This window comes from Paenibacillus mendelii (assembly GCF_024498075.1).
GTDB classification, from domain to species: domain Bacteria; phylum Bacillota; class Bacilli; order Paenibacillales; family Paenibacillaceae; genus Paenibacillus_Z; species Paenibacillus_Z mendelii.
Genome location: NZ_JANHOF010000004.1, coordinates 419,589 through 435,636, shown reverse-complemented (window position 1 = coordinate 435,636; position 16,048 = coordinate 419,589). Strand labels below are relative to the sequence as shown.

The following is a 16,048-nucleotide window of genomic DNA, read 5'->3' as shown; positions in this document are numbered from 1 at the left end:
AGCGGTCTAAGAAGACCGAGCAAGGATGATGCTTACGAAGCTAGTTTTGCTACGACCTTGCGGTCTAAGGTATCAAAACTTAGCTGATGCTTACGAAGCTAGTTTTGCTACGACCTAACGGTCGATGGTATCAAAACTTTTAGGAGAGTGATCACATGACAGCCAAGCGTAAAATACGTGTCGGTATGATCGGTTATAAGTTTATGGGGAAAGCGCATAGCCATGCTTATCGAGACCTCCCTTTTTATTTTGATCCCGAGGCAGAACCTGTGATGCAGGCGATCGCAGGCCGTGATGAAGAAGGGGTTCGAAGCGCGGCTGAGAAGATGGGATGGGCTTCTTATGAAACGGATTGGCGCCGCCTGATCGAACGGGACGACATCGATCTCATCGATATTTGTACGCCGAACAATGCCCATGTGGAAATCGCCATCGCGGCAGCCGAGGCGGGCAAGCATATTTTATGCGAGAAGCCGCTTGCCATGAACGTCGAGCAAGCATCGCGCATGCTGGATGCGGTGAACAAAGCGGGTGTTACAAACATGATTTGTCACAACTATCGCTTCGTTCCCGCAATCAGGTATGTGAAACAGTTAATCGACGACGGACGTCTCGGAACGATCTATCATATGCGGGGTACTTATCTGCAGGATTGGATCATGGATCCTAATTTCCCTCTCGTCTGGAGGCTTCGAAAAGAGGTTTGCGGCTCAGGCACTCACGGGGATCTGATGGCGCATTCGATCGATCTGGCGCGTTATCTGGTTGGTGAATTTACGGAAGTGAACGGGATGATGCATACCTTCATCAAGGAGCGTCCGCTTGGCGAGATGAGCGGCGGGCTGAATGCCCAGGTGCAGAGTGACCGTACAGGAGAAGTGGATGTGGACGACGCAGTGGCGTTTCTCGCACGTTTCGAAGGCGGTGCCTTAGGTGTATTCGAAGCTTCGCGCTTCGGGAAGGGCAACCGCAACGGCAACCGTTTCGAGATCAATGGCTCGAAGGGGTCCGTTCGTTGGGATATGGAGAATATGAACAACTTGGAGGTTTACCTGGAAGAAGATGAGAAGGGTCTTCAGGGATTCCGTACGATCAATTGCACCGAAGAGGTCCATCCCTATACAGGCAACTATTGGCCAGCAGGCCATATAATCGGCTACGAGCATACCTTTATCAACCTGTTGCATGAGATGATGAGCGGCATCGCCCAAAACAAAAGCACCACGCCGAATTTCGAAGACGGCTACCGAAATCAGCTAGTATTGGAAGCCGTAGAGCGTTCCTCTGAATCCAGGCAATGGGTTCAGATCCCATCCAAAGGAGAGATGTAACTATGACTTTTCGATTCTCGTTCGGACCATGGAATATTCACGAAGGGAGCGACCCGTTCGGGGCTCCTGTCAGGTCCTCTTATTCGTTTCAAGAAAAGCTGGCAGTCTATCGCGAGCTCGGCTTCGAAGGGGTGCAGTTCCATGACGATGATGTCGTGCCCGATATCGACAGCAAATCCAATGCGGAAGTATTGAAGGAAGCCGCGGCTATGCGCCGGGTGCTGGATGAACACGGTCTGGTCGCTGAGATTCTGGCCCCGAGATTGTGGGATAACAGCAGAGGAATCGACGGGGGGTATACGTCTAACAATGCGCGGGAACGCGCGTATGCAATCGACCGCTCGAAGCAGACGATCGACATTGCCCGGGAGATGGGGACAGACAGGCTGGTGCTGTGGCTGGCAAGAGAAGGTACGTATATTCGTGAAGCCAAGAGTCCGACAGCTTCCGTTCACTACCTGATCGATGCGATCAACCAGCTGCTGGAATATGATCCGTCCATCCGCGTACTGATCGAACCGAAGCCTAACGAGCCGATGGATCATGCCTATATTCCGACAATCGGACATGCGTTATCGTTGGCTTATGCAACCACTGATCCAAGCCGGGTCGGCGGGCTGATCGAATCCGCTCACTGCATCCTCGCGGGGCTGGATCCTTCCGATGAGATGGGATATGCAATGGCGCTAGGCAAATTATGGAGTGTCCACCTCAATGATCAGAACGGTTTGAAATATGATCAGGATAAGGCGTTTGGTTCGGACAACCTGCGCAGGGCGTTTAATCAGGTACGCGTCCTTGTCGACAACGAGTATGGCAAGAATGGGGAATTTATCGGCCTCGATGTGAAGGTCATGCGCACCCAGCCCCGAGAGCTTTCCTTCAAGCATCTTGAGAACAGCAAGAAGACGTTCCTCCGGCTGGCGGACAAGGTGCGGACTTACGATAGGGAAAAGGAGCGCGGATTTATCGAAGCCCGTGACTACGAAGGCTTGGACGAGTATGTGCTGGCTCATTTAATGGAAGGATAACGGGCGATGACGACGATGAAGCAATTCATCTTTGAAGAATCCCGGCCTTTTGCAAGCTGTCACGCTTCTACACTTGTATCGCTTGATGATGGTTCGGTTCTGGCTGCATGGTTCGGCGGTACCGATGAGGGCGATCCCGATGTGGACATCTGGTGTTCACGGAGAACCGACGGGCAGTGGTCAGCTCCCCATCGGATAGCCGGTGAACCTGGTATCCCCCACTGGAACCCGGTCTTGTTTCAAGGGAACAATGGAATTCTATACTTGTACTATAAAGTAGGTCATACGATACCGGGCTGGTACACCCGTGTCCTTGAATCGCGAGATGGCGGCTCGACATGGGGACAGCCCGCTGAGCTTGTAGCAGGCGATGTGGGCGGAAGAGGACCGGTTCGCAATAAGCCGATTATTACGAAGGACGGCACATGGCTCGCGCCGGCGTCTTTAGAATCAGAGGTTTGGGATGCTTGCGTCGATATTAGCCGCGATCAAGGTCAGAGCTGGACCATGAGTGAGCTGGTGCCGATCCGGCACGAAACGCTTCGGGGGAAGGGCGTCATTCAACCTACCTTGTGGGAATCGGAGTCAGGCCGGATTCATATGCTGCTCCGCAGCACGGAGGGGTCAATCTATCGCAGCGAGTCCGATGATACCGGAGCTACCTGGTGTGAAGCTTACCCGACCGGGCTGCCTAATAACAACAGCGGTATCGACCTTGTGAAGCGGGATGAAGGGAAGCTTGCGCTGGTGCACAATCCGGTGAGCGAGGGGAGCCTTCGTACGCCTCTCGTAGTCAGCCTGTCCGATGATAACGGAACAACCTGGCGGGAATGGTTCGTGCTGGAGAGTGAACCCGGTGAATATTCTTATCCGGCTATTATTAGGAATGGCGATAAATTGCTCATCACGTATACGTGGAAGCGCGAACGTATCGTCTTTTGGGAGATCGATTGCGAGTAATGTGCATGCAGCTGCTTAATCGCATAAGGATATTCCAGACTAACACAGGTCGAAGATAGAAGCTATTGACGGAGGCGGCCTCTAAGGTGAACAACAGAATCATCGAAGCCGCGGTGAGAAAACAGCTTGGCAAAGAACAAGGAGAGCTCACCGAAGCGGATATTTTATCCATTACAGCATTGAAGCTTAATCGTCTGGAGCTTGAAGACGTCAGTGATCTTGCCCGATTCCATAATCTAGTTGATCTAGAGCTGCAGGACAATTGGCTGACTGATCTATCTCCACTGCGCTCGATCATTCATCTCGAAAGACTGATTGTCTCGAATGACCCGTTTTTGCCCGAGGATGAAGCCTAAGCGTAAAAATTCATTTTCGAGCTTGGAATTTATTACGGAGCTTGTGAATCTTCGCGACATCGGCTTTGTTGATTGCGGCATCTCGGACATTACACCGCTTCAATCGTTAATAAACCTAGAGAGTGCTTGGTTATATGTTTCCGAAATAAGCGATTTGTCGCCGCTTCAGGGGCTGTCTAAGCTCCATAAGGTTTATTTCTACCATTCTAGACTGCGTGAGATTGAAGTGTTCCAGGCGTTACCTCATATTCGGGGAATTGCAATAAACGCAAACGAGGTATCGGATTTAACGCCGATCAAGGATTGTATTGAAATGAACTATCTGGATGCGCACACCAATCATATTCGTGATATTGCTCCGCTCGAGAAGCTGACCAAGCTTGTCTATCTTACGCTTGCGGAGAATGATATTCATGATATTCGTGCGCTGGAATCGATGCAGGAGTTAAGACATTTGACCTTATCGTCAAATCCTAATTTGCAGGACATTAGCGTCGTGAAGAAATTGAAGTCCTTGCGCCATTTAGAATTATGCGACCTTGACTTGGACGACAAGGTGAAAGCGGATTTATCAGAAGCAATGCCGGAATGCCGCATCATGTACAGCTACGGTTAGTGTTGTAGTAATTAGCAGCTGTATGTTACAGTTTTTATTCAGCTGGAGTCCAGATTTTGGAGAGTAGAAACAGCGTCTATCATCCTGCCCGGAAGCAGACATGACGGCGCTGTTTTTTGTCGTATACGGATATAAGACACCGAATAGGTGAATAAGGGATCTTCCATCTAAAGGTATAGGCTCTCCTTCTTCAAGACGTAATGATAGGTGTAATAGTTTGATTGTAAGAGGATGAATGTTAGAATTGAAACTAACATCATGCGGATTAATAAAGGATGGATACGGGTAATGAGCGTTCATTTGACAGAGCAGGTTATGATCATGTTGTGCGGCAAACTCGCCTACGATAAGGGACAGGCCTATTTCCGTAAAGGAAAAGTAACGATAACGAAGAGCAACTCCGATTGGACTCTGGTCGAAGCAACGGTGAACAGTGATGGAAGTCAACAAGTTACCGTAGAAATCGATCATAATGGGAAACTGGAGGCGGCGTGCAGCTGCTCAGCTTTATTCTCCTATGATAAGCATTGTAAACATATTGCGGCGGTGCTTCTTAACATCCATGCGCTGCAGCAAGGCGGCAGCCCTTCGGTGAAGTCACCTGCACTTGAGCGGCGTATGAATAACGATAACGAATATAGCGATTCTCACAGAGACTCTGAAGCCAGGTCGGCTAGTGATAGACAAATTATTAACAGCGTGCTTGGAATATTCGGGGGTAAACCGCTGCGTCCAAGAAGCGGAGCTCATCGCTTCGATACCAGAGAATGTCTTGATGTGGAATTTATATGCAAACCGTACTCCTATGGTTATCGTAAGCGCATGTTCGGCATTGAGATGAAGGTCGGGCCTAAACGGCTGTATATTGTACAGCAAATTAGCGCGTTTCTGGATCGAATCGACCGAGGTGAAGTCTATACCTTCTCGAAGCATTTTACGTATGATCCGGAGATCCATAGCTTTCAGAAAGAAAATAATGCGGTAATCAGGCAGTTAATTCATATCTCCCAGAATGAAACGATGTACCGCGATTCAACCACTCCTTATTCATTTGGTGCGGCCAATACGGGGAATGACCGGATGCTCCTGGTTCCCCCTGTTTCTTGGGAGACGCTTCTCCCGCTGTTAATCGAAGCTCCTTCAGCACGGCTGGAGCAGGAGAGTGGTACTTATGATGGTATTCAAGTATCGGATGAACCGCTCCCGCTGCAATTTCAATTTGACCAAGCATCGTCCGATGACTTTCAGATGGAGATTGAAGGCTTGGATCAGATTACCGTAATGGAATCGTACGGGATTGTTCTCTCTGCAGGAAAACTGCTAAAGCTGCCTCCCGATCAATGTAAGCGGCTAACGGAGCTGAAGGACATGCTTGGTACATCATCAAGGCCGCAAATCAACATACAGCCGGAGATTATGGAAACCTTTATGGAGAAGGTCATTCCCGGCCTAATGAAGCTTGGCAGGGTTCATATCGCGGAGGCGGTTTCGGACCGTATCGTTCAGACGCCACTCAAGGCGAAGCTGTATCTGGACCGGGTGAGGGATCGTTTGCTCGCCGGACTGGAATTTCAATATGGCGATATCATCATTAATCCATTGGAGAACAACGTTCAGAAGAAGCGCAGCGGCGGGCACCTCCTTATGCGTGACGGGGAACACGAGCGACGTATCTTCGAATTAATGGACCAGAGCTTCATCGCGAAGACGGAAGCCGGTTATTTCATGGATGATGAGGAAGCGGAATATGATTTTTTGTACAATATCGTTCCTCAACTGGAGAAGGTGCTGCAGGTTTATGCGACCTCAGCCGTGAAGGCAAGGCTGCACAAGGGTCCTATACATCCGAAGATTACAGTCGATGTGGATGAACGAACGGATTGGCTGGAATTTAAATTCGATATGGGGGGTATTCCAGAGACTGAGATTCGTAAGCTGCTGCAATCGCTCGAGGAAAAACGAAAGTTTCATCGGCTTCCGAATGGGGCGCTATTGCCGCTGGAGAGCGACGAGTTTCAAGAGATGATCCGGTTCCTTAATGAGGTCGGGATTCGTAACAGTGATGTACTGGGAACCCAATTCCGCCTCCCGGTCGTCCGGGGGCTTCATATGATGGATGCCGATCGATCAGGAAATACGGTGAAGCTGGGCAGATCGTTCCGTAAGCTCTTAGAAAACATGCGAAATCCGGACAACCTGGACTTCCCGGTACCGGGCAGCCTGGAACAGGTGCTCCGCGATTACCAGAAGTATGGGTTCCAATGGCTGAAGACACTTGCGCACTATCACTTTGGCGGCATTCTAGCCGACGATATGGGTCTTGGCAAAACGCTGCAGAGCATCGCCTTTCTCGTGTCGGTTCTGCCTGAGATTAGAGAGGAGGGGCGGCCGGCAATTATCGTCACACCGGCTTCTCTTGTTTATAACTGGCGAAATGAGTTGAGGAAATTCGCTACTGAGATTCGAGCCATAATTGTGGATGGCACCAAGCCGGAGCGAAGTCGGATGCTTAAGAATACATCCCAGGTGGATGTCATCATTACGTCCTACCCGCTGCTGAGGCGTGATGCCGCTTTGTATGCGGAACAGTCGTTTCACACCCTTATTCTCGATGAAGCGCAGATGTTCAAGAATCATAACACACAGACGGCTCAGACGGTGAAGCTGATTCAAGCGAAATACCGTTATGCGCTTACGGGAACGCCGATGGAGAACCGGCTCGAGGAGCTGTGGTCGATCTTCGATGTGGTTTTCCCTGGGCTGTTTCCAGGTATTAAGGAATTTCAAGACTTGTCACGAGAGTCTGTCGCCAAGCGGATCCGCCCGTTTCTCTTGCGCAGGTTGAAGAGTGATGTGCTGAAGGAGCTTCCGGACAAGATTGAAACCCTGCAGGCCGCCGAGCTGCTGCCGGAGCAGAAGAAGCTGTACGTGGCATATTTGGCGAAGCTGAAGCAGGAAACGGTAAAGCATCTGGACGATGACAGCTTTCAGCAGAACCGAATCAAAATATTGGCGGGCTTGACCCGGCTTCGGCAGCTTTGCTGCCATCCCGCACTGTTCGTAGATGATTATGAAGGCAGCTCAGCTAAATTCGAACAGCTGCTGGAGATTATCGAGGAGTGCCGGAGCGCAGGGAAGCGAATGCTGATCTTCTCGCAATTCACTCAGATGCTCAAGCTGATCGGGAGAGAGCTTGGTGTGCAAGGTGTATCGCACTTCTACTTGGACGGTCAAACACCCGGTTCAGAACGTGTCGAATTGTGCAGCAGATTTAATGAGGGGGAGCGGGAATTGTTCCTGATTTCCTTGAAGGCTGGTGGTACCGGTCTGAACCTGACGGGTGCGGACACGGTCATTCTCTACGACTTATGGTGGAACCCAGCTGTTGAGCAGCAGGCGGCTGACAGGGCGCACCGAATCGGGCAGAAGAACGTCGTCCAAGTCATTCGTCTCGTCGCCCAAGGGACCGTCGAGGATAAGATGTTCGAGCTGCAGCAGAGAAAGATCCATCTCATCGATGAAGTGATTCGTCCCGGTGAAGAGGCCTTGTCCGGGTTGACGGAGCAAGAGATTCGAGAAATTCTTATGATTGAATGAAAATGACCTCCACGGCTCACCGTGGAGGTTTGTTGTTTGAATAGCAGTCCATAACCTGTCTGCATACACAAAAGTTATTATCTTACTCTGGAAACCGTTGACAAGGATAGAGGTTCTGTTATGATGACGATATCTATTCATTCCATATAGGGAAGAGGGTTCCAGATGGAAAAGAAGGTATTGCCCTACACCTATGAATTTGACATCAACGAGCTGGATGCCATACGCGCATGTAATGAAGACCATGGGTTTGCTGTTGTTAAAGGGTTAATTAATGAGGAAATGGTGGAGGAGCTCAAGGCCGATGTAAGGCGCGTGCTGGAGCCTACCTGTAACCCCGCGCCAGGAGCTACGAATGTAGCACTTACATTCATCGAAGAATCGCCGGTTATGGCGCGGTTGCTTACATATGAGCCATTCATGCAAATTGCGAGACATCTGAACTACAATAAGCCGATGACCCTTCTCCGGAGTGCCGCGATCTATAAGAAACCCGAAGCTCCTCCAATGGTATGGCATACCGATTGGGCGCCGCGGGAGCATCCGTATACGGTGGATTCCTTTCTTAACAACTTGGGCGGCTCGTCGATGTGGTTCTATTTGAACGGCACGCATCCCGACCGGGCAGGGCTTGCGATCATCCCCGATTCCCATACGGCAGATTGGCCGGGACCTGTTGGCTTTGCATTCATGGACCGGAGGAAATTCTTCTACCGCAAAGGTACAGAGCCGACTCCTTCGATGGAGCTGGATTTCCCTGAAGTGCTGCCCCTGTATACGGACCCTGGGGATTTGATCATTTTTGCCGAAAAGACGTATCATGCCGTATTTCCTCATAACGGCAGTGAAGTAAGGCTTAGCTGTGGAACCGGGTTCCATAGCACGAATACGGCTTCACTAGAAATCTGGCCCAAGCCGGATTCAACGAGACGATTTATTGACTCGTGCCCGCCAGAAGTTCGTCCGCTGGTAGAGGATTATACGGGGATCGATATGAAATGGGTACAGGATTACAACCAAAGGTCGGCGGGCGGAACAAGGTAAAAATAACGAGACATGGACAGATTGCGGGTGGGGGATATCCTCGGATAAACCAAATTGGAAGGCAAAGCTAATCCCTGGTAGTTTCAATGTATATCGAGACTGCTACTCTTATAATTGGTAACTTACACTTCCAATTTATATGAGAGCAGTTTCTTTGTGGTTTCAAATATAATAAAAATGGTGCTGTCCCATAGCAAATCGATATCGACACTTCATAGACCGATTGTATCCGGAACTTGGCTAATTAATTTGTTCTATCAATTATATTTAGCGTTCTTCTATAATGCGTGGGCTTCCTCTATTAGATGTATCAAAGTGGGTAATTATACGATTCAATGGATTGGGTTTTCAGGATAAGAAAGGGTTTACATTTAGAATTGTGTAATATATAATTTAACTGGTAAAGTAAATAAAGACTATAGTGCTTGAAACAGCTTTTCAGAAAATCACGCCAAAGGAATCTGCACCTTTATAACCGTAAATACATTAATAACGTCTATCCCGTTCTGCAAATATTGTTAGGGGGTTGGTAGTAAAGTGATATTCAATAGTCATACAGAATCCAATTGGAATCGGATCTCGGGATTGTTTCCGCGAACTCGGTCGAAGAGAATCTATATTCATGGACCGCTAGCGCATACTTTAGTGGAAGTCCGGCCGGACTTTAGCGTGCTTATTAAGGATGCACTTGGCCGTAAAAAGGATTTACGTCGTGGTCACGTTTTTTTGATAGGAGACGAGATGGATGGCCAACCGCAGTTTTTTGATTATCGCAACGTTGAACAACAATTGTTTTCTCCTAAAGAGCCGATTTTATTTTCTTCTCTATCCCAATCAGGTTTTGCACATCGCTTGACCAGCTTGACGGTAACAGAATCGGATGGCAGCACTTGTATACATCAATATATGTCAATAACCAACCTACACCCTACGCAAGCGAGATCAGGCCAATGGTATTTCCAGAATGTTGAAGTAAGTCATGGTCATTTTTACGTCCACGAGAATGAGGACTATGTTCCTTTCAATAGCGTGCCAAAGGCTTGGTTTGAAGGCATGGCTTTAGAGCATGCAAGGATTGATTCAACGTGCGGAAGCCTGCTTGATCAAGACGGTTCAGTATGTATTCGCTACAAAGCCGACTCATCCTCAATAGTAGAATTCATAGCTGGAGCGGGGGATTTCAGCCAATTACTTAAATTCGAAATGCAGCTAGCTCCAGGTGAAACCAAGCAAATACAGGTCGAGATTTACGATACCTGGGTCAAGAAGACGGACAGTCTTGAACATCATGTAAACAAAGCTTTTATTACTGAAGAGTCTGCAATAGCAAAAAGTAGAAGGAATTGGAGTGAGTGTTTATCCAACCAAACGGAGATTTATGTTCCGGAAGCGGTTATACAAACAATCTTTGATACGGCCCAGACGAACTCATTGCAACTGATTGCCCAGAGGGAAGACGGATCAGCACTTCCAGGGCAAGGAGGATTTAACGATTATACAGTTGTTTATACTTGGGAAGTATCCAACTATTTGCGGATATTAACCCGTTTAGGGAAAGCAGATATTGTAAAAAGAACGCTGAAATATTTTTTGAGTACGCAGGAAAACAGTATTGGCCCAGATGGAGACATCTTATCGCCAGAGGGATCATTTCGTGCTTATATTTTCTGGATGGGAGAGACCGGATCCGTTCTTGGGCTGCTTGCGGATTATTATTTGGTAACGAAAGATCGTGAATGGCTTCAAGCTAATCTGTCCATTATTCTCAAAGCCTGCGAATGGGTTTGCAAGGAGCGAAATGCCACTAAAGAGTATAAAGAAGATGGCTCAAAAGCTGCCCACTTTGGGTTGTTACCCAAAGGGCGTGTTCATGATTGGCCGGATAAAGGCTACTTCTACTTTTCGAATGTGACAACATGGGAGGGTCTAAGCAGCATGGCTGCGGCCTTGGCTGATATTGAACATCCAGATGCGGATAGATATATAGCTGAAGCAAATGAGTACAAGGTATGCATTCTTGAGTCCATTAGACAAGTCACTTCTGTTGATCATGACAATGTCAGATGGCTGCCTAATGAAGTATATACAAGAATGGATGTCCGATCTGGCGTCTATGCACTTGATGGTCCGCTAAGCTTTATTGATACGGGACTTATCCAACCATCGGACGATATTATTCCGGAAATTGAACATATGATGCGTAAGCACTATGCGATGAGCGATTTGTTTGCTGTTAAGCTTCCGGGGATGGAAGATCAGAAGCTGGGAGAAATTCAAGAGCAATATGCCGGGTCAATGATTGACCTGTATTACGTTAACAGTGCGGAAAAAGTATGGCACAAAATTTGGAGTTTGCGGGGAGAAAGAGAGAAGGCGCTGCGTTACTTCTACTCGACAATGGCTTTTTCTACGACACTTGATACCTTCCATGTACATGAACGCTTTTGTCCGGAACTTCCGTGGTTGTCCCCTTGGCAGCCGAATGGAAGCGGTAATGGGCGTATCATGGAAATGATATTAAACACGCTATTTATAATCGAAAGCAATAAGCTGTATCTTCTTCCTTGTGCTCCTGCTGAATGGCTTGATGTTGGAAAACATGTTCAGGTAAATCATATAGCCACCGTCTTCGGGAAACTTTCGTTGTTTATTGAAAGAAGCTCATTGCGTTCAATTCATGTGAAACTTTCTCTCCCAAAGGGTATTGAACAATTGTCCCTAAACCTGATCTTGAGAAATAATTATCGTATTCATGCGATAGACGAGCTGAGGATAGACGGTGAAGTATCGGATTGGCATGGAAGTATTGGCGTGAATACGTTGGCGTTGAATGATCCGGGCCAGGAAATGAATTTTAATGTCGTTTTGTCCACTTCAGATTAATCTTCGCGGACTTTGCATAACCAGATTATAAGGAGGGTTAACTTATGGTACAACACAAGCACGAAGATGGGGAAATGCATTGGCTCTCCCCCAATGAGCCCCCTTTTCAAATTTCTGGATTCGCTTGGTGGTCGCAGGAGCATAAGTACCGTCGGCTGCCGGTTGTAGGCGCAGGAGCAATACGTGAAGAAGTGGACGAATTGGCGAACCATACAGCAGGTGGGCAAATACGTTTTCAGACGAATGCCACCAAATTAATCATAAAAGTGAGGCTGTTTGGTCCAAACAACATGGAGCATATCCCAGGAACCGCTGTAAACGGATTTGATTGCTATTTGGGTTTGCCTGGCGAGCAGCTGTATTATAGTACAACGCGCTTTCCTCACAATGCCGATGAATACGAAAGCGTATTATTTACATTCGTTGAACCTGAATTACGATGTATTACCCTTAATTTCCCGCTTTACCAAGGTGTTCATGAAGTGCAAATCGGGGTGAATACAGACGCGAAAATGATGGAATACCCTCCATATGACATTGAAGGCAAGGTCATCGTGTATGGTACTTCGATTACTCAGGGAGGCTGCGCCTCACGCCCCGGGATGGCTTACAGTAATATTCTAAGCCGTAGATTCAACATTGAGTTTATAAATTTGGGTTTTTCCGGCAATGGAAAAGGTGACCCGGAAATTGCGGAGTTCATTAGCCAAATTGAAAAACCGGAATGTCTGGTTCTGGATTATGACGCCAATTGCGTGAATCTTGATGGTTTGATAACAACCATGTCTGAATTTATTCGAATTTTCCGCCGTCGGCATTCTAAGGTCCCTATCCTCGTCGTATCACGAACACCTTGTGGATATGAACATGCTCAATCCTCAGCCTATGAAGAAAGAGTGGCAAGAAGGAACTATCAAAGCGGGCTGGTAAGGGAGCTTCGGGACCAAGGGGATCGATTCATTTATTTTTGCGACGGGGCGGACTTACTTGGGGAAGTATGGAATGAATGTACAGTGGACGGCCTACATCCGACTGATCTTGGCTTTATGCAGATAGCCAATGGGTTAACTCCAATACTGAAGGACATCTTGACGTCTCTTCGAGACGATTGACGTACTAACCGAAGGTTATGTAGTCCCGGATGCCGAGCCCGGCACCAAAAGACGTCTCCCAGCATTGGGAGACGTCTTTATTAATTAGGGATATTCGTCTTAAACCTCGACCATCCAGCCAAAAGGATCCGGAAGCGTTCCGGTTTGAATGCCGGTTAACGATTCGTACAGCTTGGCTGACAGCTCGCCAGTTTCACCATTGTTAATGATAAGCTTATCTCCGCGCCAATTGAGCTCTCCAATCGGAGAAATGACGGCTGCAGTACCCGTACCGAATGCTTCTTCAAGCATTCCTTTCTCGTGGTAGTCGTATAGCTCCTCAATCGAGATTGTCCGCTCTTCAACAGGAATATTCCAGTGCTGGAGCTGCTGAATAATGGAGTTGCGTGTGATACCGTCCAGAATACTGCCATTTAGTGCAGGTGTATGAACGGTTCCGTTAATCTTGAAGAAGACGTTCATGCTTCCGACTTCCTCGATGTACTTGCGGTGTACCCCATCGAGCCAGAGCACTTGCTCGTAGCCCTTTGCTTTGGCTTCCTCTTGTGCGGAAAGGCCTGCTGCGTAGTTACCGGCAGTCTTGGCTTCACCGACACCGCCGTTCACAGCACGGACATAGTGGGACTCCACATAAATTTTGACCGGATTGACACCGTTCGCATAATAAGCGCCAACGGGCGACATGATGATCATAAATTTGTACTGGGTTGAAGGAGCAACGCCCAATGCAGGTTGAGTGGCGATAATGAATGGACGGATATATAGCGACGTACCGGGGCTTGAAGGGATCCAATCCCGGTCAACCTCGATCAGCTGCTTCAAGGCGTCAATAAATACGTCCTCTTCGAGATAAGGGATGCTTAAACGCTCGTTGGAGCGGTTCAGGCGTTGAATGTTCTTGTTAGGTCTGAACAGAAGGACGCGGCCATCTTCGGTTCTGTAAGCCTTCAATCCTTCGAAAACGGTTTGTCCATAATGAAATACTTTAGCCGCGGGATCCAGCACGATTGGCTGATAGGGTACAACGCGTGGGCTATGCCAGCCGCTTCCCGCGTCATAATCCAGGATAAACATGTGATCCGTGTAATGAACGCCAAATCCAAGCTTCTGCTCGGATGGTTTTTCTTTCTTGTTTTGTGTTCGCTGGATTTCCACTGCTTGAACCAAATGGACCATCTCCCGTTACATTTGTAAACGCTAATTGAATGATAGCAGTTCATGGGATATATTTAAAGTATCTATATTATTGTTCTATTATACCTTAAAGGTATAGGAGTGATTGAAGCATGGATATGCGCCAATTGAAATATTTTTTGACGATTGCCCGGGAAGGACAGGTCACGCGTGCAGCAAAGCTGCTCAATATGGAACAGCCGCCGTTAAGCCGCCAGCTCAAGCTCATGGAAGAGGAGCTAGGCGTGAAATTATTCGATCGCCACGGCAAGGGGCTGCAGCTGACTGATGCCGGTGAGCTGCTCAGGCAGAAGGCCGAACAGCTGTTTATTCAATTCAATGAAACGCTACAAGAGGTGAAAGAGACGGAAGAAGGCGTCCGCGGTGTTCTGTCCATCGGCTCGGTCGTTTCATGCATCTCGCTGCTGCCCAAACGCATTGAACGATTCCGGGAGCGATTTCCCCGTGTAACGTTCAAAATTTTGGAGGGTGATCACTTTTATCTCGGAGAGGAGCTGGAGAAGAGAGCGATCGATCTGGTTGTAGCCAGACTTCCGTTCGAAGCACTGACGGATCCGAAGCAGTATGCGGTTCTTCCGCTGCCTTCCGATCCATTCGTCGTTGTTATTCCAAGTTCATGGGAGCAATATTCAGGCAACCAGACGATACGAATGATTGAATTGGCGCAATTTCCTTTCCTCACCTTAAAGACGGATCAAACGACCCGGATGCATGAGCAGGTGGTGAACGAATGCAAGCGTCATGGCTTTGAGCCCAATATCGTATGCGAGTGCTCAAGCGTCGCCATCATCATGTCGCTAATAGCGGAGGGGATCGGCGCAACGGTATTCCCTAAATCGGTCATGTCTTCATTCCCGTCCACTGTCGTGAAGATGCTCGACATTGAAGATGCAGACTTTCAATCCGATGTGGGCATCCTATGGCTGAAGGATCATTATTTACCCAAGAGTGCTCGATTCTTCATCGACAGCTTTGAGGCGAATTAAGGGCGGCTGCTCTTCGATCCTTCTATACGTGCTCAACTATTGAATTTCTCTCTTGTGAAAGAGATCCATTGTCTGGTTGCCAGAGAAAGATAGCCTTCTCTTTTCCACACCATAATAAGCCGCCAAGGGATGATCGGCTGAACAAGCGGGATGGAACGTACCTTCTTCGGATCAAGTGCGTCACATATCCGGCTAGGCAGCATCGCGATGCCCAGATTCTCGGCGACCATCTCACCAATGAAATCCCATTGTGAGCTTTCATAAACGATATGAGGGTCGAACCCGCTTGAGATACATTCCTTAATAATACGGCTGTGGAGAGCGAACTCACTATTGAACAGGATGAACCGCTCCTCAGCCAGCTCGGCAAGTGTAAGTTGCTGCTGTGATGCGAGTCGGTGTGACGGGTGTAGAATGACCTTCAATCGATCCTCGACAAGCGGGAAAGAATCAAAGAGTTCTTCATCCACCGGCCAGAGCACCACCCCCACATCAAGTATGCCCTCTGCAACGCTTTCCTCCACTTTACGAGCGCCATCCTCCACTAAGGTCAGGGCAATGCCCGGATAACGATCCTGAAAGCTCTTAATCACTCCAGGGAAGAAGCGGGAGCCAGCCATAGGAGGCAATCCAACGCGAACATTCCCTTTCTTCAAATAAGTCAGATCGTTAATTTCGGCTTGCAAATGATCGAATAATTGCAGGATCGGTCCGGCGTAGCTATGTATGGCTTTCCCGGCATCCGTAAGCTTGATCTGCTTCCCGTCACGGATAAACAGTTCGAGGTTCAGCTCATTCTCCAGGTTTTTGATCATTTTGCTTATCGTAGGCTGTGTGATATGTAAGGCTTCTGCCGCCTTGGTGAAGCTGTTGCGGCGGACGATCTCGGCAATATATTGCAAGTGGCGTATTTCCATAAGCGTCCTCCTTCCATAGAC

Annotated in this window: 12 protein-coding genes; 10 read left to right on the top strand and 2 right to left on the bottom strand. The window is 48.3% G+C overall.

From position 1 onward, the window contains the following. The first annotated feature begins 155 nt into the window (after window positions 1-155). From NNL21_RS16280 to NNL21_RS16240, 9 genes are all read left to right on the top strand, one after another. Window positions 156-1,331 (top strand): Gfo/Idh/MocA family protein, encoded by a 1,176-nt coding sequence (locus NNL21_RS16280; protein ID WP_204818314.1) that lies wholly within the window; start codon window positions 156-158, stop codon window positions 1,329-1,331. A gap of 2 nt (window positions 1,332-1,333) precedes the next feature. After that, a complete protein-coding gene (locus tag NNL21_RS16275) occupies window positions 1,334-2,362 on the top strand; it encodes a TIM barrel protein (protein WP_204818313.1) in 1,029 nt (342 codons plus the stop codon). A 6-nt stretch (window positions 2,363-2,368) separates the two neighbouring features. Next, on the top strand, window positions 2,369-3,322 hold the full coding sequence (locus NNL21_RS16270) for a sialidase family protein (RefSeq protein WP_204818312.1): 954 nt from the start codon (window positions 2,369-2,371) through the stop codon (window positions 3,320-3,322). A gap of 86 nt (window positions 3,323-3,408) precedes the next feature. Beyond that, entirely contained in the window at window positions 3,409-3,678 is a 270-nt protein-coding gene (locus NNL21_RS16265; RefSeq protein WP_204818311.1) for a hypothetical protein, read from the top strand. Window positions 3,679-3,721: 43 nt separating this feature from the next. Beyond that, window positions 3,722-4,294, top strand: a complete 573-nt coding sequence (locus NNL21_RS16260; protein ID WP_204818310.1) for a leucine-rich repeat domain-containing protein — start codon at window positions 3,722-3,724, stop codon at window positions 4,292-4,294. 288 nt (window positions 4,295-4,582) lie between these two features. Continuing rightward, window positions 4,583-7,891 carry a DEAD/DEAH box helicase gene (locus tag NNL21_RS16255; protein WP_204818309.1) on the top strand — a complete coding sequence of 1,103 codons (3,309 nt, stop codon included), beginning with the start codon at window positions 4,583-4,585 and terminating at the stop codon, window positions 7,889-7,891. Between the two features lie 165 nt (window positions 7,892-8,056). Next, a complete protein-coding gene (locus NNL21_RS16250; RefSeq protein ID WP_204818308.1) occupies window positions 8,057-8,935 on the top strand; it encodes a phytanoyl-CoA dioxygenase family protein in 879 nt (292 codons plus the stop codon). A gap of 669 nt (window positions 8,936-9,604) precedes the next feature. Further along, the gene (locus NNL21_RS16245) at window positions 9,605-11,818 is read left to right on the top strand and encodes a hypothetical protein (protein WP_204818307.1); all 2,214 of its coding nucleotides are present in this window, start codon (window positions 9,605-9,607) and stop codon (window positions 11,816-11,818) included. Window positions 11,819-11,862: 44 nt separating this feature from the next. Continuing rightward, complete coding sequence (locus NNL21_RS16240) at window positions 11,863-12,930, top strand: SGNH/GDSL hydrolase family protein (protein WP_256555280.1); 1,068 nt, start codon at window positions 11,863-11,865, stop codon at window positions 12,928-12,930. Window positions 12,931-13,029: 99 nt separating this feature from the next. On the opposite strand, the gene NNL21_RS16235 is transcribed toward NNL21_RS16240, so the two are convergent. After that, window positions 13,030-14,097, bottom strand: a complete 1,068-nt coding sequence (locus NNL21_RS16235; protein WP_204818306.1) for a branched-chain amino acid aminotransferase — start codon at window positions 14,095-14,097, stop codon at window positions 13,030-13,032. 119 nt (window positions 14,098-14,216) lie between these two features. Here NNL21_RS16235 and NNL21_RS16230 point away from each other — a divergent pair, with 119 nt between their 5' ends. Further along, window positions 14,217-15,110 (top strand): LysR family transcriptional regulator, encoded by an 894-nt coding sequence (locus tag NNL21_RS16230; RefSeq protein WP_204818305.1) that lies wholly within the window; start codon window positions 14,217-14,219, stop codon window positions 15,108-15,110. Between the two features lie 32 nt (window positions 15,111-15,142). On the opposite strand, the gene NNL21_RS16225 is transcribed toward NNL21_RS16230, so the two are convergent. Further along, a complete protein-coding gene (locus tag NNL21_RS16225; RefSeq protein WP_204818304.1) occupies window positions 15,143-16,027 on the bottom strand; it encodes a LysR family transcriptional regulator in 885 nt (294 codons plus the stop codon). Window positions 16,028-16,048: the final 21 nt, after the last annotated feature.